The organism is Spiribacter salinus M19-40, assembly GCF_000319575.2.
GTDB classification, from domain to species: domain Bacteria; phylum Pseudomonadota; class Gammaproteobacteria; order Nitrococcales; family Nitrococcaceae; genus Spiribacter; species Spiribacter salinus.
This window is the reverse complement of the sequence record NC_021291.1, coordinates 722537-742136: the sequence shown is the minus strand read 5'-3', so window position 1 is coordinate 742136 and position 19600 is coordinate 722537. Positions and strand designations below refer to the sequence as shown.

Genomic DNA, 19600 nt, shown 5'->3' with positions numbered 1-19600 from the left:
CCTCAGCCTCAGGCCGCTGCCTCTTCGAAGCCCTCGTACCCCTTGGTCTCGAGCTCTTCGGCGAGTTCTTTACCACCGGTCTTCACGATCCGGCCATTCACCAGGACATGCACCACGTCGGGCACGATGTACTGAAGCAGGCGCTGATAGTGGGTAATCACCAGGAACGAGCGATCTTCGTCGCGCATGGCATTCACGCCCTCGGAGACGATCCGCAGCGCGTCGATGTCGAGCCCCGAGTCCGTCTCGTCGAGGATGCCGAGCTGCGGCTCGAGCACGGACATGTGAAAGATCTCGTTGCGCTTTTTCTCACCGCCGGAAAAGCCCTCATTGACCGGGCGCTGCAACAGCCCCTCGTCGAGCTTCACGCGCCGGGCACGCTCACGGACCATTTCCAGAAATTCCATGGCATCAATCTCATCCTGGCCATGATGCTTGCGAATCGCATTGACGGCGGCCTTCAGGAAGTAGGTATTCGACACACCCGGTATTTCCACCGGGTACTGAAAACCGAGAAACACGCCTTCGCGGGCCCGATCTTCCGGGTCCATGTCGAGCAGGTCTTTGCCGTTGAACAGCACTTCACCCTCGGTGATCTCGTAGGCCTCGTCGCCCACCAGGGCCTTGGCCAGGGTGCTCTTGCCCCCGCCGTTCGGCCCCATAATGGCGTGGACTTTCCCCGAGTCGATGCTCAGATCGAGGCCCTTGAGGATTTCGGTCCCCTCCACGTTGACGTGCAGGTTGCGGATTTCGAGCAGTGCCATGAATGACTCCTGATTGAATGCCTGAATCGGTTATGCGGTAAAGCGGGACGGGTGGGCGCTTAGCCCACCGAGTCCTCCAGCGTAATCTCGAGCAGCTTCTGCGCCTCGACAGCAAACTCCATCGGAAGCTCGCGGAAGACTTCCTTACAAAAGCCGTTAACGATCAGCGACACGGCGTCTTCCGCCGAAATACCGCGTGACGTGCAGTAGAGGATCTGATCCTCGCCGATCTTCGAGGTGGTCGCCTCATGCTCCAGCTGCGCGGTGCTGTTGTTCACATCGAGATACGGGAAGGTATGTGCCCCGCACTCCGAGCCCATCAGCATGGAGTCACACTGCGAGTAGTTACGCGCGTTCTCGGCGGTTGGCGCGATCCGGACCAGTCCGCGATACACCTGCTGGCCTTCCTGGGCCGAGATGCCCTTCGAGACAATGGTGCTGCGGGTGTTCTTGCCCATGTGGATCATCTTGGTACCGGTATCCGCCTGCTGACGCAGCCGCGTCACCGCCACGCTGTAGAATTCACCCACCGAGTTGTCCCCGCGCATCACCACGCTGGGATACTTCCACGTGATCGCTGAGCCGGTTTCCACCTGCGTCCAGGAGATTTTGGAGTTATCTCCCGCCGCCAGGCCCCGTTTGGTGACGAAGTTGTAGACGCCACCCTTGCCCTCGGCATTGCCGGGATACCAGTTCTGCACCGTCGAGTACTTAATCTCGGCGTTATCGAGTGCGACCAGCTCAACCACCGCGGCATGGAGCTGGTTTTCATCCCGCATTGGTGCCGTGCAGCCCTCGAGGTACGACACGTAACTGCTGTCCTCGGCAATGATCAACGTGCGCTCGAACTGACCGGTGTTCGCCGCGTTAATGCGGAAGTACGTTGAAAGCTCCATTGGGCAACGCACGCCCTTCGGAATGTAAACAAACGAGCCATCGGTAAACACCGCCGAGTTCAGCGCCGCAAAGAAGTTGTCGTTTTGCGGAATGACAGTCCCCAAGTAGTGCTTCACCAGTTCCGGATGCTCGTGCACGGCCTCGGACATGGAGCAGAAGATAATGCCCTGCTCGGCAAGCCGCTCCTTGTAGGAGGTCGCCACGGAAACCGAGTCAAAGACCGCATCCACGGCGACACCGGCCAGCACTTCCTGCTCATAGAGCGGAATACCCAGCTTGTCGTAGGTCTCTTTGATCTCCGGATCGATGTCATCAAGGCTCTGTGGCCGATCCTCGTCGCGTTTTGGCGCCGAGTAATACGAAATGGCCTGGAAATCGATGGGATCATAATGGACGTACTGCCAGTCGGGTTCCGGCATGTTCAGCCAGTTCCGATAGGCCTCAAGACGCCATTCAAGGAGCCACTCCGGCTCATCTTTCTTGGCAGAGATAAAACGGATCGTGTCCTCGCTAAGGCCCGGTGCGACCCGGTCCTCTTCGACATCGGTCACGAAGCCGGCTTCGTACCCTTTCTGGGTGAATCGCTCAATCGTCTCAGTGCTCGCGGACATGACGCACTCCCGTAAATTCCAGGGTGTGGGCTTGGCCTTGAATCCCGGTGCCGTCGGCCCCGGTCATTTCGGCTAGCGTGATATCGGAAAGGGCCTGTAGAACCACATTGTTGATGTGATTCCACACGCCGCTGGTCTGACAGTTACTGCCGTACTGGCAGGCATCCTGCCCCCCTTCGATGCAGTCGGTCAGGGCAATGGGGCCTTCCAGCACGGTAATCACCTCGGCGATGCTGATGTCCTCCGGCCGGCGGGCAAGGCCGTAACCACCCTTGGCGCCGCGGTAGGACACCAGCACGCCCCGTCGGGCCAGGTGTTTGAGGATTTTACTGACGATCGGCTGCGGAAGGCCGCGCGTTTCCGCCAGCGAGCCCGCATTGAACCGGGCCTCGGGGGCCTGCGCCATGAGCGTGAGGATGCCGATCCCGTAATCCGTTTCGCGGTTCAACCTGATCATGGTTAGCGATTATAACGGAAAGAGGACCGCTTTGGTACATTTTAAACTGGAAAATTTAACGAAGCTTTTCGTCACCGCTGCCGGGGTCTTCCTCTCCCGCAACGGAATACCAGTCCGACGCCGAATAATGGCCAGTCACCGCAGCGGCCAACCCAGTTACCCGCTCCCAGTCACCGGCAGCAACCGCACTGGCCGGCGCCACCCAACTGCCGCCAACGCAAAGCACATTGGGAAGGCTGAGGTAGTCCAGACAATTGGTTGGCCCAATACCTCCAGTGGGGCAAAACCGCACATCACCGAATGGCCCGCCTAGTGCCTTGAGCGCTTCAATACCGCCGCTGCTCTCGGCGGGGAAGAATTTCAGATGGTCGTAACCCGCCTCCTGAGCCCGAATCACATCAGAGGCTGTTGCAACGCCGGGCAGAAACGGGAGATCCGCGTTCATCGCGCCGCTCACCAGGGCATCTGATAAGCCCGGACTCACCAGAAACTGGGCGCCCGCCTCGCGGGCAGCCAGTGCCTGTTCAGACCGCGTGTAGGTCCCCACACCAACCAGCGCCTCGGGTACCGCACTCGCCACGGCCTCAACACACTCAAGAGCCTGCGGCGTTCGCAACGTAATCTCCAGGACAGGCAACCCCCCGGCCACCAGCGCGCGTGCGAGCGGCACGGCATCCTCAACACGGGCAATGGCCAAAACGGGAATGACCGGGGCACGGGCCATCAGGAAACTCATGGCAACCGGTTGATGCGGGCTCATGGGCTCATCTCCTGGCCTGGAAATGTCACCGCGCCAGTCTCGGCGCCACTGGCGGTTGCTCGAAAATGCGCAAACATCTCACGACCCATTCCATGCTGTGGCTCGGTGTCAGGCGATGCGATTTCGCGTGCGAACCACTCGGATTCCGGTACCTGCGCGTTGAGCTCGCCAGTCTCGGTATCCAGCCGAATGATATCGCCATCGCGGATCCGCCCGATCCCCCCCCCGGCGACCCATTCCGGTGTCAAGTGAATCGCCGCGGGTACTTTCCCGGACGCGCCAGACATCCGCCCGTCGGTTACCAGCGCCACCTTTTGACCTCGGGACTGGAGCACACCGAGTTCAGGCGTGAGCTTGTGAAGCTCCGGCATGCCGTTAGCCCGCGGGCCTTGACCGCGCACAACACAGACAAAATCCCCAGTGAGCTCATCCGCCCGAAAGGCGGCCAAGACCGCTTGCTGATTTTCAAACACGCGCGCGGGCGCCTCAACAACCCGGTGCTCGGGTTTGACAGCAGAGACCTTCACGACCGCTCGGCCGAGGTTGCCGTCCAGCACGCGCAGACCACCATCCACATCAAACGGTTCGGCCACTGGGCGAAGGACGTCCGGGTCCGCCGATCGGTCAGGCGCATCCTGCCACTGGACTCCGCCCTCAGCGAGCACCGGCTCCTGGGTATAGGCACGCAGGCCGCCGCCCGCCACCGTCATCACATCCTCATGAAGCAATCCGGCATCCAGGAGCTCGCGCACTAACAACCCCATGCCGCCGGCAGCGTGGAAATGGTTCACGTCGGCCTTGCCGTTCGGATAGATCCGCGTCAGCAACGGCACAACGGCAGAGAGTGCATGAAGATCATCCCAGGTGAGGTGGATCCCGGCTGCACGCGCGATCGCGATCAAATGGATGGTGTGATTGGTTGAACCCCCGGTTGCCAGCAGGCCAACAATCCCGTTCACGATGGCTTGCTCACTGATTACGCGACCCACGGGGGTATAGGCATCACCGTGCGCCATGATCTCGACCACTCGGTGGCCGGCACTGATCGTCAGCGCATCGCGCAGGGGTGTATTCGGGTTGACGAAAGCCGCGCCGGGCAAATGCAGGCCCATCACCTCCATGAGCATCTGATTGCTGTTGGCCGTGCCATAGAACGTACACGTGCCTGGGCCGTGATACGACTGCGATTCGGATTCAAGCAGGGCTTCCCGGCCGACCTTGCCCTCGGCGAACAGGCCACGAATACGGGCTTTCTCATCATTGGGCATGCCGGAAGGCATGGGCCCCGCCGGGACAAACACAAACGGCAGCTGCCCAAAATGCAACGCCCCGATCAAAAGCCCAGGGACGATCTTGTCGCAGACGCCCAGACAAAGCCCGGCATCAAACGTGTTGTGCGACAGCGCGACACCCGTGGCCATCGCAATCACATCCCGGCTAAACAGCGAGAGCTCCATGCCGGGTTGCCCCTGGGTCACACCGTCACACATCGCCGGCACGCCGCCGGCAAACTGCGCCGTCCCGCCGGCCTCTCGAACCGCCTGCTTGAGCAGCGCCGGGAATCGCTCCAGGGGCTGGTGAGCGGACAACATGTCGTTATAGGCCGAGACGATACCGACATTAGGCCGCTGCAGGCCTTTGAGCGCGGCTTTGTCACCGTCAGGTGCCGCAGCGAACGCGTGCGCCAGATTGGTACAAGACAGGCTTGATCGCACCGGTCCCTCGGCCGCTGCCGCATCCAGTCGGCGAAGATAGTCACCGCGCGACCCCTGACTTCGCTCGCGTATTCTGTCGGTGACCTGCTCGACGACGGCATTGAGATCAGGCATGCAAACCTCCTGTGCTTTGTTGAAAGTTTACTACAGCGCCTGCCGTGATTCCCAACGCGGCCCTTCCGATCGTCTCCATAGGCCGATATAATTTTTTGTAGTTTTCCTACATCTGCCCGGGAGGCCCAGTGGAATCACTCGCTCCGTTCGACCTCGTGCTGTTTGGCGCCACCGGCGATCTTTCCATGCGCAAGTTGCTGCCAGCGCTCTATCGCCGTCATAGCGCCGGCCAGCTCCCGGATAACGGCCGGATCATCGCCACCGCGCGATCCGAACTGGACCGGAGCGCATTCATCGAGCGAGTGCGCGAGAATCTCGCCACGCGACTCGCGGCCGACGAGCTCACCGAAGGCGACTGGCAGTCGTTTACCGAGCGGCTGCAGTTTGTCTCGGTGGATGCGAGCGAACCCCGCGGCTTTGCCGACCTCGCCGAGGCGCTTGCCGGCCGAGAGGCCCACTGTCGGGTGTTCTACCTTGCAGTGGCACCGAGGCACTTTGTCGATATCTGCGAGCATCTCAACGACCACGGTCTGGTCTCGGCCCAGGCGCGGGTCGTGCTCGAAAAGCCCCTGGGACATGACCTGGCCTCAGCACAGGCCATCAGCGAGCGGATTGGGGCGATCTTTGCCGAGGATGCGATCTATCGAATTGATCACTACTTGGGCAAGGAGACGGTACAGAACCTTATGGCACTGCGCTTTGGCAACATGCTCTTTGAACCGCTATGGCGCCGCGACTGGGTGCGCGATGTGCAGATCAGTGTTGCCGAGCAGGTCGGCGTAAGTGGCCGGGCGGGGTTCTATGATCGCACGGGCGCGCTCCGCGACATGGTTCAGAATCATCTGCTGCAGCTGCTCTGCATCATCGCCATGGAACCGCCGACCAGCATCGAAGCCGACGCGGTGCGGGATGAAAAACTGAAAGTCCTGCGTGCCCTCACCCGCCTCGAGGGCAAGGACGCGTTGCGCAATACGGTCCGTGGCCAGTACCGGGCGGGGGCGATTAATGGCCAGCCCGTCAGCGGCTATCTTGACGAGGAAGGTGTGCCTGGCGACAGCCGCACCGAGACATTTGTTGCGCTGCGCACCGAGCTTGCGAACTGGCGCTGGGCCGGCGTGCCGTTTTATCTGCGCACGGGCAAGCGCCTGCAGGAGCGTACTGCCGAGATTGTCGTCAACTTCCGCGATGTCCCCCATTCTATCTTTCATGTGACCTATGGCGCCGGACAGCCGAACCGGCTCGTTATTCGGCTACAGCCCGACGAGGGCGTGCGCATGCACATGATGGCGAAGAGCCCGGGCGATCAGATGGAGCTCCGTCCGGTGGCCCTGAACCTCGATTTCGCTGAGGCGTTTCAAGGGCGCCAGGCCGATGCCTATGAGCGATTGCTCATGGACGTTCTGCGCGGCCGGCTCACGCTGTTCATGCGCCGTGACGAGCTTTATTCCGCCTGGGACTGGATCGAACCCATCCTGCAGGCCTGGGACACCGCCGGTGATGCGCCCAAACCCTATACCGCAGGTACCTGGGGGCCTGCCGCCTCCAGCGCCCTGTTGGGGCGCGAAGACGCGAGCTGGCACGAGGAGAGCTGATGTCTGCCACACAGACACTGGAATCCGCCCAGCGCTTCCCCAGCGCCAGCCGCGCGGCTGAGGCGCTCGCATCCCGGGTGGCGGATATTATCGGCTTTGCCGTGCGGGCCCGCGGTCGTGCCAGCCTGCTCGTCCCGGGCGGGCGCACGCCTATCCCCCTGTTTGAGGCACTGCGATCTCTCGAGCTGCCCTGGGCGTCCGTCTACGTCAGCCTCACCGACGAGCGCCGGGTCCCGCAAACAGACCCAAACAGCAATGCGCGACTGGTTCAGGAGGTCCTCCTGAAAGACAAAGCGGCCGACGCCCACTTCCAGCCACTGCATCGTGATGGCGTGGATGATCGAGCCGATGAGGCGGCTTGCGGCGCAGCACTTGGCATGCTGCCCAGACCCTTCGACGCCGTGATTCTCGGCATGGGCGATGACGCCCATTTCGCCTCACTCTTCCCAGGTGATGCGGCCAGCACGCGCGCCCTCTCACAGGACACGGAAGCCCATTGCGCGACGACTCGTGCGCCCAGCGAACCCCATGCGCGCCTGAGCCTCACACTCGCCACATTGCTGGAAAGCCGGTGGATCGCATTGCACCTCAGCGGCGCTGCCAAGTGGGATGCGATTCAAAACGCCGCGGCCGCGGATGATGCCCGTCAGCACCCCGTCCAGGCCCTATTAGCCCAACGCCGAGTGCCGGTTCATGTCTACTGGTCGCCCTGATCAACCCTGGCTGGTTGCCGACATTGGTGGGACCAATGTGCGCGTCGCTGTGGTCAAAGGCCCGCAGCAACGCCCTCAGACGCTATGCCAGCTCGCGACGGCCGACTATGGCAATCTCGCCGAGATGCTATCGGACGCATTCACCCGCGTTGACGGCCCACCGCCCCGGCAAGTGGCCTGCGCGCTGGCTAGCCCAGCAGCAGGCGATGACGTCCGCTTAACCAACGCCGGCTGGCACTTTTCGGTATTGAAGACGCAAGCGCAGCTCGGCCTGGAGCGCCTGGAAGTCATCAACGACTGGGTCGCCCAAGGCTGGGCCGTGCCCACACTCAATGACAACGACCTGCGGACCATACAGCCCGGCACACCAGACCCCGATGCCCCGCGCATCGCCCTTGGACCAGGAACTGGCCTGGGGACCACGCTTATGACGCCCCACAACGGACAATGGCAAGTTTTTGCAGCCGAAGGCGGCCATATCAGCGTCGCGCCAACCAACGCCCGGGAGGCTGAACTCATCCTCGAGCTTCACCGCCGCTTCGGTCACTGCAGCGCCGAGCGAATCGCTTCGGGGACAGGCCTTGAGTCCGTTTACTCAGCGCTATGCCACATGGATCAGTGCACGGCGCAAGCCCAGGATGCCGAGGCCATCGGCCAGGCTGCCACAGCCGGCGATGCCATCGCCTTGGAGGCCATCGATCTGCTCACCCGCATCCTTGGCAGTGCCACGGGGGATCTCATGCTCGCGACCGGTGCGAGAGGCGGTGTTTACATCGGCGGTGGACTGATTCCTGCGCTTGGCAAGCACTTTGACTGGCAGGCATTTCGCACACGTTTGCAGCAGAAAGGCCGCTTTGATGAGTATCTACGCCAGATTCCGGTATGGCTGATCACCCATGAGGCGCCCGCCCTGCTCGGCCTTGCCCATTATCTGGAAGAGACGGCATGACGGCGCACTCATCACCGCTACTCGCCCGAATCAGCACGGAGCGGGATCGCCTGCCGCCATCAGAGGGCAAAGTCGCCGATCGAATCCTCGCCCAGCCCCACACGGTCATCAATCAGCCGATCGCCCGTATCGCCGCTCAGGCCGGCGTGAGCGAGCCAAGCGTGGTGCGTTTCTGCCAACGCCTCGGTTACCGCGGCATACAGTCGTTCAAACTGGCGCTGACACGGAGCCTGGCGACGACACAACCCGCCGGCGTGATGGATGTGGCGAGCAATGAGCCGCTTGAGGGCCTCGCCGCCAAGGTGATGGACCGACAGATCGCGACGTTGATCCAAACGCGCAACAACCTGGACCATCAGGCGCTCGAGCGCGCCATTGGGTTACTTGCTAACGCCAGCCGTATCGAGCTCTATGGCCACGGCGCATCTGGGCTCGTCGCTGAAGATGCCCAGCACAAGTTCTTCCGCCTCGGGTCGCCGGTCGCTGCCTATACTGATCCCCATAATCACGCGATTTCCGCGGCCGTTATTCCTCCGGATGCGGTGATCATAGCCATCTCGCATACCGGGCGCAGCCGGGACTTGCTCGATAGCCTCGCCATCGCTCAGCAACGCGAGATCCCTATCATCGGCCTGACCCGGCCCGGCACGCCTCTGGCAAAGCTGGCAACGGTTCGCCTGCATGTCGAAGTTGACGAAGATACCGACGTCTACACCCCGATGCTCTCGCGGCTGACTCATCTTGCGCTACTGGATGTCCTCGCGGTGGGGGTTGCGCTGCGGGCAGGCGCTGCGGGCCGCGAGCGTCTGGGGCAGATCAAGACCGTGCTTAACGCGCGTCGCTAAGCGCTGCCCGCCCGCGTAGCCAGTCACGCATGAAACGGCGTATGGCGAGCGTGTCATCGTCGGGCGGTAAGGCACCGAGCGCCGCGTCAACCGCCTGATTCCCCGCCTTCTGACGTACCCGCTGCATCAGCGCGGAGAAGAACTCCCGATCGAATTCCGGATGACCCTGAATCGTGAACACCTGCTCGTGGTAACTCGCATACCAGTGACAATCGGGACTGCTGGCCAACCGCTGAAAGCCAGGTGCTGGCTCAACCACTTGATCCTGGTGAACCGCTAATAGCCGCAATGGTCCACCCGCCGGTAAGCCGGCAAAGCCGGTATGGCATTCAACCGGGTAGCTGCCAAGATGCCACCCGCGCGCCGAGCGCTCAGTACGACCACCCAATGCAGAGTGAACCAGCTGATGCCCAAAGCACACACCGACCAACGGCTGACCGGCTGCATGAATCTGTCGCACGAATGCCTGCAACGGCGCCACCCACTCTGGTGGCTCATGAACGCTCGCCCGGCTGCCAGTCACCAACCATGCGTCTGCCGCATCCGGGCCTGCTGGCCACTCCCCGGCATGAACGCGATAGCCAACGGCCGTGAGGTCATCGACTTCATCCGCCACCAGCGTTTCAAACAGCGATAGATAGGACGACCAGCGCGTCCGCAACTCCTCGTGCAGGTCGTCGCAGAGCAGGATACCGATCGTTCGTAGTGCAGACTCGCTCAATGCCATCAACGTCAGGATGCCACTGCCTGCCGGCCAGCACGAGCCTCACGGCTGGGAAGCCACCGCCGCACGAGAGCGCTCAAGACACCAGACGAGTGTTCAGGCACAGGACTGGGCGCCGCATTCGCCTCCGCCGTCATGCGCTGTAGCTGGCGGTGGAGAAAATGCGAAAACGCACCGGCTGCCCCCAGGCGCTCGATAAAGCTGAGCATGGCGCGGCAGAGGGCTTCGCGATGAAAAGACTGGCCGACCGAGAGTCCGATTTCGGAGAGTTCTGCATCCATTCGACCAGCCGCACCGTAGGCGCGCACGAACTCATCGAGGCGGTCGATCTGCGTCTCGAGATCCCAGGAAAGGGTCTCTGCGGTCTGAAGAAACTGCTCCTGCACCGAAAACTCCGCTTGTAGTGGTTAATAACTGATACTGGGGTAATTTTCGCGCCGCAGCATAACCCTGACAAGCGATCATTTGGCAACGACCCCGATCCACAGCGGCACAGATCTACCCGAGCACGCCAATCAATAAGAGCCAGAGGTAGTGAAACGGGAAAATGACCACGATGCTGAGTAGTGCAAACACAAACGTAAACCAGACCAGAGAACGCCACGGAATCCCGCCAAGCTGAGCGCCAATAAGAATTGGCGGCGCCTGATAAGGTAGCAAGTAAGTCGAGTAGGAGGCGGCAAGGACGATCATCACGGACTCGATGGACCAGCCGGTGGATTCGGCCAGCGTCTCACCCAAAGGCACACCGATGGCGGGCACACCCGGCATTGTCGTCAAAACGGCCAAGCCGACGCCACCAAGACTCACAAACGCGTAATTGAGCGCATCAGCGCCTGCTGCGAGTGGCAGGTAAGGGAGCAACTGGTTAAAAGCGGCCTCCCCCATACCGAGCTCTGCAACGACCGCCCCCAACCCGAGGACACCAGCGACGAGCACTAGCGGGCCCATATCCAATGCCGCAAGTGGCTTTGCAGGTACGAGCCGTTGCCCGGCTAGCAGGCAACCAACCGCAGCCCCAAGGGCAACCCATGCCGGGCCAACACCGTGAATAAAATCCGTTGCCCACAGGCCAAGCGCTACCACGAGCACCCAACGCAATAACCGCTGATCATCCGTCAGGGCATCAGCTGCGCTACCGGGTGCTTCATCTCGCTTGCGTAACTGATCCGGGAAAATGACGACCAGCAATGCCACGAGCAATATCGAGCGCAATAACCCAAGTACGGGAAAATGCCACCATAAATAGTCTAGATACCCGATCTCGAGGCCATGGACCGACTCCATCGCGCCGGACCACACGACATTTGGTGTATTGGAGGGCAGGATGGAAAACGAACCGGTGTGCGTCCCGAATATAGCGCCAAGCACGATCGCCACACGGCCATTGTCGGCCTCGCCAAAGCCAAGACGCTCAGCCACGGCGATTGCGATCGGCACCAGAAGCACCATCCGCCCCATCGCACCCGGCATCACAAAGGCAAGGAGCAATCCCACCAAAACCGTCCCCGCAATGACGAGTGGATACCATCCGGGCAGGCGTTGCAAAAGTGCACTGGCAAGGGCCTGACCCAGGCCGGTATGACGAATCGCCATGCCAAGGATCAAGCCGCCAAAAATGATCCAGAACGCACTGGACGCAAAGCCGGAAAACACCACGGATGCGGGCGCGATGGCGAAAAGCATTGCCGCCAGAAAAAACAGCAAGATCGTGACGGCTTCAGCCACCACCCCGGTCGCGAGCAGCGCAATCGTGACAAGGACGACACTGGTAGCCGCTCCCGTCCCCGCTGGAAGCCAAGCTGGCGGCATCCACACAACCCACAGTGCACCGAGAAGCGCACTACCCACCAACACGCTGGAGGCATCAACTCGTAATCGCATGGGGGCAAATCATACCCACCCCCGGGCTGACCTGACAGATCGCCTCGCCGGGGTCACCACAAACCGATAGACTCTCGGTTTTACGGGTTCCGGGGATTCCCATGCAGGCCGTCGTCAATCTTGCGCTGCCCTTCTTTGCGCTGATTTTTACCGGCTATTTGGCTGCGCGCGGGGGCATGCTAGGCGAGACCACAGTGGCCGGGCTCAACACGTTCGTCTTCTACTTCGCCTTGCCTGCGCTGCTGTTGATCGAAACCTTCCAGGCACCCGCGGCAACCGGCGCGGTCGCCGGCCTTCTTGCGAGTTATTATCTGCCGGGCATTGCCCTGTTCGGTCTGCTCCTATTCCTCGGGCGGCGACTGTTTCGCCTTCGGCCTGCGGATGCCGCCATTCAGTCATTAGGGGGGGTTTTCTCCAATGTCGGGTTCATTGGCCTGCCCTTGATCATTCTGCTTTACGGCAGCGAAGCCGCGCTGCCTGCGGTATTGATTGTGATGGGCGACACGATCGTCATGCTCGGACTGGCCACCGCGGTCGTCGAGGGCGATCTGGGCGGCGGCCGCCGCGGTCTGGCTTTCCTCGGGCAAATCGGCGCCGGTGTGATCCGCAATCCCATCGTCACCGCGGGTTTGGTTGGCGTGACGCTCAATCTGCTCTCCGCACCGGTGCCCGAGCCGATCCTTCGCTATGGTGGCCTTTTGGCGGGCGCGGCTGGTCCATGTGCCCTGTTTGCACTCGGCGCAACGCTAGCCGGTCGACCGATGCGAGAAGGTGCCACTGAGACCGCCTATCTCGTCAGCATGAAGCTTTTCATGCACCCGGCGCTTGTCGCGCTGATGGCCATCTGGGTATTCAAGCTGCCCGCCGTATGGGCATCGGTTGCCATACTGCAGGCCGCCTTGCCGATCGCAGCGAACGTGTATGTGCTCGCGCAGCGCTACGAGCGCCGACCGGAGCAAATCTCGACGGCAATCTTTATCTCCACCGCCGCCTCGGTTGTGACGATCTCGGTGCTCATTGGTTGGCTTTACACCGCACCCGGTTAAAAGGCGTAACCCGCCTCAAGCGATAAGGTATCGACCCCTGGGTTGGAGCTGTAAAGGCGGGCATTGGAGGTGTGCTGTACGCGAACGCCGAGCACAAGCGCACCTGGCGGTGCCCAGGCCAAACCAAGGTGACTGGTGAACTGGAAAGGACCGCCCAGATCGCGTCCTGCATCCTCATGACTGGAAATCAGCGTTGGCTGAACACCAAGACGCCAGTACCACGTCTTTGCCGCCTGAATCTCAAAAACCGGACCAATAGTGAAGAAGCCCGAGTCGTTCTCGCGTCCTTCCCAGTAGCCGAGGCTCACATCCCACTGCGCACTGACCCGCTTGGGCAACACGCCACGCAATAGGTCGTCCTCGACCCAGTCGGCAGACTGCCGCCCATACACCTCAATCATGTCGTAATGATCGCCTGTCCCGCTGCGGAGCCCCATCTCTCGCGTTTCAACAGGGGACTGCCCCCACGCACTCGACCCAACTGCCAGCAGAAGCAGCCCAATTGCCGTGCGCCATCGCCCAGTGGTGAACATCATTGCCCCCTATGCCCCCGGTTCATGGTCCTCATTATAGGGGGTTCGCTCACGCGCGCGCACCGCTTCCTCAAAAACCATGGCATGCCGGGCGACGAGCGCTGGGGTGTCACGGTCATAGCCGCCACCGATGACGGCAAGCAGCGGCAACCCAGCGCCTCGTACCGTCTCGATCACAGCAGCATCTCGCGCTCTGAGCCCTGTGTCCGTTAGCGCCAAGTGACCCAGTCGATCGGCCTTGTGAACGTCAGCACCCGCGTCATAAATCACCAAACCCGGGCGAACGGATTGTATGAGCCGAGGAATTGCCTGCTGGAGAACCGCAAGGTAGGCATCATCCGCCGTTGCGCTCTCCAGCGCGATATCTTCATCGCTACTGGCCTTTCGCGCCGGGAAATTGCGGCCAGCATGCATCGAGAACGTAAAGGCCCTCGGCTCATTAGCGAGAAGCCGGGCCGTTCCATCCCCCTGATGGACGTCAAGATCAATGATCAGCAGCCGCTCCACCTCGCCGCGTCGCAAAAGCTCCATAGCGACAACGGCCAGGTCATTAATCAAACAATACCCACTCGCAAAGTCGGCGTGCGCGTGGTGCGTCCCGCCGGCTGCGTTCAAGGCGAGCCCGTCGGTGAGCGCAAGCCGTGCGCCGAGCAGCGTCCCACCCGTTTCAAGGCGCACCCGACGTACAAGCGCCTCTGACCAGGGAAAACCGCTGCGACGCTGCGCGCGCTCATCCAACTGCCCTTTCACGAGCGCTTCGATGTAGTCCGCATCGTGCACTTGCTTAAGTGCCGCCAATGAAATCGGCGTCGGCTGATGCCATTCGAGTGAATCCCCCAAGGCGTCCAGATGTTGGCGCAGCAGGCGGAACTTCTCCATGGGAAAGGGATGCCGAGCTGGCAGAGGAAACGTGTAGTCGGGATGGTGGACTGCCGGGATGGGCTGCATTCGGTCTAGCCTGACCCGTCCGTCAGCACCAAAAGCCAGACAAGACCCGCGACAACGCTCGCCACAAACACCGCGGCGGAGCCGATATCTTTTGCTTTTCCGGATAGCAAATGCGACTCGGGACCGATCCGGTCCACCGCCGTTTCGATCGCGGTATTGAGCAGCTCGGTGATCCAGACTAGGGCCAGTGCGATGAGCAAGATCGCCAGCTCCAGCGCGTTATCAGCGACGACGATCGCAACAATGATCAGTGGGAGGCTGACCAAAACCTCGAGGCGGAAAGCGGCCTCGCTGGAAAAAGCAGACCGCAATCCTGCCATGGAGCAGCGCGCCGCCTGGACGAGGCGCTGAATCTCGGCGCCGATGCCTTTCATGATGCTCGACTCACCGCAAAAGGAAGGGAAAGAAAAACTGGTCGGGGTGAGAGGATTCGAACCTCCGACCACCTGCACCCCATGCAGGTGCGCTACCAGGCTGCGCTACACCCCGAAGGAAACCATTACCATACAATACGCACACGGACAGGCCAATCGCCCGGCCCGCAATCAGCGCTTGAGCTCGGCCAGCAGCGCCTCAAGCTCACTGCGCATTTGCCGGATCACCTGTTGGCGCTGGGTCGCGTCGTCCTTGGCGGACTCACCGGAGAGTTGCTGGCGTGCGCCACCAATCGTAAACCCCTGCTGGTAGAGCAAGCCGCGGATCTGGCGAATCAGCAGCACATCCTGTCGCTGATAGTAGCGGCGATTGCCACGGCGCTTGACCGGGTTGAGTTGTGGAAACTCCTGTTCCCAGTAGCGAAGGACATGCGGCTTGACGCCACACAGCTCGCTGACTTCACCAATGGTGAAATACCGCTTTGCCGGGATGGGCGGCAGCTCGTCGTTACTGCTCGCGTCCAGCATAAGCCTCAACCCTCGACTTCAGTTTTTGCCCTGGCCGGAAGGTCACCACTCGGCGCGCGGAGATCGGAATTTCCTCGCCGGTTTTCGGGTTTCTGCCCGGCCGTTCGTTTTTGTCTCGCAGATCGAAATTGCCGAAGCCCGAGAGCTTAACCGGCGTGCCTGCCTCGAGCGCACCCCGGATCTCTTCGAAAAACCGCTCGACCAGCTCCTTGGCCTCGCGCTTGTTCAGCCCCACTTCCTCGAACAGGCGCTCGGCCATGTCCGCTTTGGTCAATGCCATCCGATCGCTACTCCCGCAGTTCCGCGCCCAGTGTTGTTTTGAGTTGAGCCACAATGCGCTGCTGTGTTGCTTCAACTTCTTCGTCGGTAAGAGTGCGGGAATAATCCTGCAGGATCAATCCCATGGCGAGACTTTTGAACCCGTCACTCACACCCTTGCCTTGGTAAACATCAAAGATATCGAGTGAACGTAACGCTTCACCCGCAGCGGATCGAATGCAATCTTCCACCGACTGTGCGCTGACTGACTCTTTCACCACAATGGCCAGATCCCGTCGGATCGCCGGATAGCGAGAAATTGATTCAAAGGCTGGTACGGGCCTTTTAGTGAATACCGACTGTTGGATCTCCGTCACAAAAGCCGGACCACTCAGGTCATGCGCTGTCGTAACCCGCGGGTGCAACGCCCCGATCCACCCAATCGCCTCGTCATCCATCTCAATGCGGGCGCACTGTCCAGGATGGAGAGCTGGGTGCTCTGCGGCGATAAAACGGAGCTTCCGATTCGGGCCCGCAAGATCAAGAAGCGCCTCGACATCCGCCTTGAAGTCAAAGAAATCAACCGGACGCTCGCGCGCACTCCAGTCCGCCTCGTGCACTGGGCCAGCCGCAATGGCGGCGAGCACCGGCGTTTGATCGAGCGAATCCAGACTTCCCCGAAACCTTAAGCCCGTCTCGAACAATCGCACCCGAGCCATCTGGCGGTTCTGGTTGTGCACCAAGGCCCGGACAAGCCCCGGCCACAATGAAGTTCGCATCACCCCCAGATCGCTGGAGAGTGGATTGGCAAGCGCGAGCGGGGTTTCATCCGGATCCAGACTCGCTTGTAGCGCCTCATCGACAAAACTGTACGTGATGGCCTCCTGGTAACCCCGGTCCACCATCACCATCCGTTGCCGCGCGATGCTGACCTGGGCCTCGGATTCTGCCGGGATGTCAGCCGGTGCCGCCGCTCGCCGCGGTGGCAACGCGTTATAGCCATGCACACGAGCGATTTCCTCAATGAGATCAACCTCACGCGCAATATCAAAGCGCCAGCTCGGTGCCTGCACCTGCCACGTGTCTCCATTAGTCTGAGGCGGCATACCAAGGCGGGTGAGCGTATCCCGCATCTCCGCCTCTTCAATATTTGTACCCAGTAGCGCGTTCACACGGGCAGGTCGCAGCGCAACGACCCCTGGCTGAGGCATCGCCTGGTCTGCCTGAACATCGGTGACCGGGCCGGGCTGACCGCCCGCAAGTTCCAGCAACAGGGCGGTCGCGCGCTCAATGGCCTGGAGGCAGAGCATCGGATCCACGCCCCGCTCAAAACGATGGGATGCATCGGTGTGCAGACCGTACTGACGGGCCCGGCCACTCAGGGCCGCCGGCGCGAAGAATGCGGACTCAAGAAACACCTGGGTGGTGGTTTCACTGACCGCCGTCGCATCGCCCCCCATGACCCCAGCGAGCGCGACCGGCTGGATCTCATCCGCGATCACCAAGGTATCAGCACTCAGCGTGATGGGTTCGCCGCTCAGCAGTGTGAGCGTCTCACCCGCCTCGGCGCGCCGAACCCGAATACCCCCTGAGAGGCGTTCAAGGTCAAAGGCATGCATGGGTTGGCCGAGCTCCAGCATGACGTAGTTGGTCACATCAACCACGATGCCCAATGGCCGCACGCCAGCCCGCCGCAGCCGCTCCTGAAGCCACATTGGCGTGGGCGCGGCTGCGTCGACGCCCTCAATCACCCGGCCGCAGTATCGCGGGCAATCGGCTTCTGCCACCAGGTCGATCGGCAAGGCTCGGTCACTGGCTGCCGGTACAGTGGGCAACGCCGGCGAGCTGACCTTTTCACCATTGAGCACACCCACTTCACGCGCCACCCCGCTCACGCTCAGGCAGTCGCTGCGGTTGGGTGTTAGCTCGATTTCGATGACATCATCATCCAGATTAAGCCAATCGCGGAAGGCTTCGCCGACTGGCGCGTCTGCTGGCAACGGCATGAGACCTTCACTGTCTTCGGACAGGCCCAATTCCCGGGCGGCGCAGAGCATCCCGTGGGATTTCACACCCCGAAGTTTGGCCGCCTTGATCTTCAGATCGCCCGGCAACCGCGCGCCGACTTGCGCAAACGGGGCTTTCAGCCCCATCGCCGCGTTCGGCGCGCCACAGACCACGTCTTTCAGCTCGCCAGTTCCATCATCGACCTGACAGACTTTCAGCCGCTCGGCATCCGGGTGCGGTTCACACGCGACAATCTCGCCCACAACAACCGAATTGAACAGCGGCGCCGCCGGTTCGACCGAGTCGACCTCAAGCCCTGCCATGGTCAACTGCTCAGCCAGCGCCGCCGTGTCTGCGGGCACCGCCACCCATTCACTCAACCAGTGCTTGCTGATTCTCATGCCTGGCTCCTAGCGAAACTGGCGCAGAAAGCGCAGATCGTTTTCAAAGAAAATCCGCAGGTCATTCACGCCATAACGCAACATAGCGAGACGTTCGACGCCCATGCCAAAGGCGTAGCCCGTGTAGCGCTCTGCGTCGATGCCGACGGCCTCAAAGACCGCCGGGTGGACCATGCCGCAACCCAGAATCTCGAGCCAGCCGCTACCACTGCAGACGCGACAGCCATCGCCGTGGCAGAACATGCACTCAACATCGACCTCAGCCGAGGGCTCCGTGAACGGGAAATAAGAGGGCCGAAAGCGAACCGCGAGGTCGGCTTCAAAGAATTGCTTAACAAAGTCGTCCAGCAACGCCTTGAGATCGCCGAAAGTCACCCCCTCATCAACGAGCAGGCCCTCAACCTGGTGAAACATGGGCGTATGCGTCAGATCGGAGTCGCAGCGATAGACCCGGCCGGGGGCAATGACGCGCACCGGGGCCCCATCAGACTCCATCACCCGAATCTGGACCGGTGAGGTATGCGTGCGCAGCAGATGGCGGGCGTCAAAGTAGAAGGTATCGTGCATAGCCCGAGCCGGGTGGTCGGCCGGGATATTGAGCGCTTCGAAGTTATGGTGATCGTCTTCGATCTCAGGGCCTTCAGCGGTTGCAAAGCCAATACCCCGAAACATCCCCTCGATGCGCTCAAGCGTGCGCGTGATCGGGTGCAGCCCGCCGGCCGCATCACCCCGCCCGGGTAAGGTGACATCGACACGCTCGCTCTCCAGCGCCGCATCCAGCTCTGCATGCGCCAGCGCCGCTCGCCGTGCATCCAGGCGCTCGGTCACACGCTGCTTCGCGGCATTAATGGCCTGGCCCACCGCGGGGCGCTCTTCAGCCGGAAGCTGACCCAGCGCTTTGAGCTGCTCGGTTAACCGCCCCTTTTTGCCCAGGTACGCTACCCGGATCTCTTCGAGTTCGGCGACGCTCGCTGCAGTATCCACAGCGGCCTCGGCCTGCCCGGTCAAAGCCTGCAGATCCTCGCTCATCATCCATCCCGTTCAGAGACAAAAAGGGGGAAGGCCACCGCCTTCCCCCGCCTGCCCGACAGCCGTCAGCAGCTGTCTAGGCGAGGGCCGCCTTCGCCCGCTCGGCCACCGCCGCAAAGCCAGTGCTGTCGTGCACCGCCATGTCGGCAAGTACCTTGCGATCGATGTCAATCTCAGCCTGCTTGAGGCCATTGATCAACCGGCTGTAGGAAAGCCCATTCTGCCGCGCTGCGGCGTTGATCCGCTGGATCCACAGGGCGCGAAACTCGCGCTTGCGTACCCGTCGATCCCGGTAGGCGTATTGGCCGGCCTTAATGACCGCCTGGTTGGCTATCTTGAACGTCTTCCGACGCGCACCATAGTAGCCTTTCGCCTTGCCGAGGACCTTATTGTGGCGGCGACGTGAGATCACGCCACGCTTTACTCTTGCCATCGTCAGAATCCTCTAGTC

21 protein-coding genes and 1 tRNA gene are annotated in these 19600 nt (G+C 61.5%); 5 read left to right on the top strand and 17 right to left on the bottom strand.

The window, feature by feature from the left end; all coding sequences use genetic code 11:
- Positions 1–8: 8 nt before the first annotated feature.
- Genes sufC through edd form a run of 5 tightly spaced genes read right to left on the bottom strand, consistent with a single transcriptional unit; the run spans position 9 to position 5318 of the window.
- Entirely contained in the window at positions 9–764 is a 756-nt protein-coding gene (gene sufC, locus SPISAL_RS03695) for a Fe-S cluster assembly ATPase SufC (RefSeq protein ID WP_016353126.1), read from the bottom strand.
- A gap of 59 nt (positions 765–823) precedes the next feature.
- Positions 824–2272 (bottom strand): Fe-S cluster assembly protein SufB, encoded by a 1449-nt coding sequence (sufB, locus tag SPISAL_RS03690; RefSeq protein ID WP_016353125.1) that lies wholly within the window; start codon positions 2270–2272, stop codon positions 824–826.
- The gene (locus tag SPISAL_RS03685) at positions 2256–2729 is read right to left on the bottom strand and encodes an SUF system Fe-S cluster assembly regulator (protein WP_016353124.1); all 474 of its coding nucleotides are present in this window, start codon (positions 2727–2729) and stop codon (positions 2256–2258) included. Before SPISAL_RS03685 ends, sufB begins: the two co-directional genes overlap by 17 nt.
- Positions 2730–2784: 55 nt before the next feature.
- A complete protein-coding gene (locus SPISAL_RS03680) occupies positions 2785–3489 on the bottom strand; it encodes a bifunctional 4-hydroxy-2-oxoglutarate aldolase/2-dehydro-3-deoxy-phosphogluconate aldolase (RefSeq protein ID WP_016353123.1) in 705 nt (234 codons plus the stop codon).
- Positions 3486–5318 carry a phosphogluconate dehydratase gene (gene edd, locus SPISAL_RS03675; protein WP_016353122.1) on the bottom strand — a complete coding sequence of 611 codons (1833 nt, stop codon included), beginning with the start codon at positions 5316–5318 and terminating at the stop codon, positions 3486–3488. Before edd ends, SPISAL_RS03680 begins: the two co-directional genes overlap by 4 nt.
- Before the next feature lie 128 nt (positions 5319–5446).
- Between edd and zwf the strand changes: the two genes are divergently transcribed.
- From zwf to SPISAL_RS03655, 4 genes are read left to right on the top strand one after another with little or no spacing between them, the layout of a single operon-like run.
- Positions 5447–6910, top strand: coding sequence for a glucose-6-phosphate dehydrogenase (gene zwf / locus SPISAL_RS03670; RefSeq protein WP_016353121.1), 1464 nt, complete (start codon positions 5447–5449; stop codon positions 6908–6910).
- Positions 6910–7623, top strand: a complete 714-nt coding sequence (gene pgl, locus SPISAL_RS03665) for a 6-phosphogluconolactonase (protein ID WP_016353120.1) — start codon at positions 6910–6912, stop codon at positions 7621–7623. Before zwf ends, pgl begins: the two co-directional genes overlap by 1 nt.
- Positions 7604–8572: a glucokinase gene (glk, locus tag SPISAL_RS03660; protein WP_016353119.1), complete on the top strand. Its 969-nt coding sequence runs from the start codon at positions 7604–7606 to the stop codon at positions 8570–8572. Before pgl ends, glk begins: the two co-directional genes overlap by 20 nt.
- The gene (locus SPISAL_RS03655; RefSeq protein ID WP_016353118.1) at positions 8569–9417 is read left to right on the top strand and encodes a MurR/RpiR family transcriptional regulator; all 849 of its coding nucleotides are present in this window, start codon (positions 8569–8571) and stop codon (positions 9415–9417) included. Before glk ends, SPISAL_RS03655 begins: the two co-directional genes overlap by 4 nt.
- Here the strand turns inward: SPISAL_RS03655 and SPISAL_RS03650 are convergent.
- From SPISAL_RS03650 to SPISAL_RS03640, 3 genes are all read right to left on the bottom strand, one after another.
- Entirely contained in the window at positions 9401–10144 is a 744-nt protein-coding gene (locus tag SPISAL_RS03650) for a type 1 glutamine amidotransferase (protein ID WP_016353117.1), read from the bottom strand. The two genes, SPISAL_RS03655 and SPISAL_RS03650, sit on opposite strands and share 17 nt — an antisense overlap.
- 5 nt (positions 10145–10149) lie before the next feature.
- Complete coding sequence (locus tag SPISAL_RS03645; RefSeq protein WP_016353116.1) at positions 10150–10527, bottom strand: hypothetical protein; 378 nt, start codon at positions 10525–10527, stop codon at positions 10150–10152.
- Between the two features lie 112 nt (positions 10528–10639).
- Positions 10640–12025, bottom strand: coding sequence for an SLC13 family permease (locus SPISAL_RS03640; protein ID WP_016353115.1), 1386 nt, complete (start codon positions 12023–12025; stop codon positions 10640–10642).
- A 101-nt stretch (positions 12026–12126) separates the two neighbouring features.
- On the opposite strand from SPISAL_RS03640, the gene SPISAL_RS03635 reads away from it, so the two are divergent.
- On the top strand, positions 12127–13071 hold the full coding sequence (locus SPISAL_RS03635) for an AEC family transporter (RefSeq protein ID WP_016353114.1): 945 nt from the start codon (positions 12127–12129) through the stop codon (positions 13069–13071).
- Here SPISAL_RS03635 and SPISAL_RS03630 read toward each other — a convergent pair.
- The 9 genes from SPISAL_RS03630 to rplT form a co-directional block, all read right to left on the bottom strand.
- Complete coding sequence (locus SPISAL_RS03630; protein WP_016353113.1) at positions 13068–13607, bottom strand: acyloxyacyl hydrolase; 540 nt, start codon at positions 13605–13607, stop codon at positions 13068–13070. The genes SPISAL_RS03635 and SPISAL_RS03630 overlap by 4 nt on opposite strands.
- Positions 13608–13613: 6 nt before the next feature.
- A complete protein-coding gene (locus SPISAL_RS03625; RefSeq protein WP_051111883.1) occupies positions 13614–14552 on the bottom strand; it encodes a histone deacetylase family protein in 939 nt (312 codons plus the stop codon).
- Between the two features lie 5 nt (positions 14553–14557).
- Positions 14558–14926 (bottom strand): diacylglycerol kinase, encoded by a 369-nt coding sequence (locus tag SPISAL_RS03620; RefSeq protein ID WP_016353111.1) that lies wholly within the window; start codon positions 14924–14926, stop codon positions 14558–14560.
- Between the two features lie 38 nt (positions 14927–14964).
- A tRNA-Pro gene (locus SPISAL_RS03615) sits at positions 14965–15041 on the bottom strand.
- Positions 15042–15097: 56 nt separating this feature from the next.
- Entirely contained in the window at positions 15098–15454 is a 357-nt protein-coding gene (locus SPISAL_RS03610) for a MerR family transcriptional regulator (protein WP_016353110.1), read from the bottom strand.
- On the bottom strand, positions 15435–15734 hold the full coding sequence (gene ihfA, locus SPISAL_RS03605; RefSeq protein ID WP_016353109.1) for an integration host factor subunit alpha: 300 nt from the start codon (positions 15732–15734) through the stop codon (positions 15435–15437). Before ihfA ends, SPISAL_RS03610 begins: the two co-directional genes overlap by 20 nt.
- A 7-nt stretch (positions 15735–15741) precedes the next feature.
- A complete protein-coding gene (pheT, locus tag SPISAL_RS03600; protein WP_016353108.1) occupies positions 15742–18120 on the bottom strand; it encodes a phenylalanine--tRNA ligase subunit beta in 2379 nt (792 codons plus the stop codon).
- A 9-nt stretch (positions 18121–18129) separates the two neighbouring features.
- Positions 18130–19149, bottom strand: coding sequence for a phenylalanine--tRNA ligase subunit alpha (pheS, locus tag SPISAL_RS03595; protein ID WP_016353107.1), 1020 nt, complete (start codon positions 19147–19149; stop codon positions 18130–18132).
- A gap of 76 nt (positions 19150–19225) precedes the next feature.
- Complete coding sequence (gene rplT / locus SPISAL_RS03590; RefSeq protein WP_016353106.1) at positions 19226–19582, bottom strand: 50S ribosomal protein L20; 357 nt, start codon at positions 19580–19582, stop codon at positions 19226–19228.
- Positions 19583–19600 lie beyond the last annotated feature (18 nt).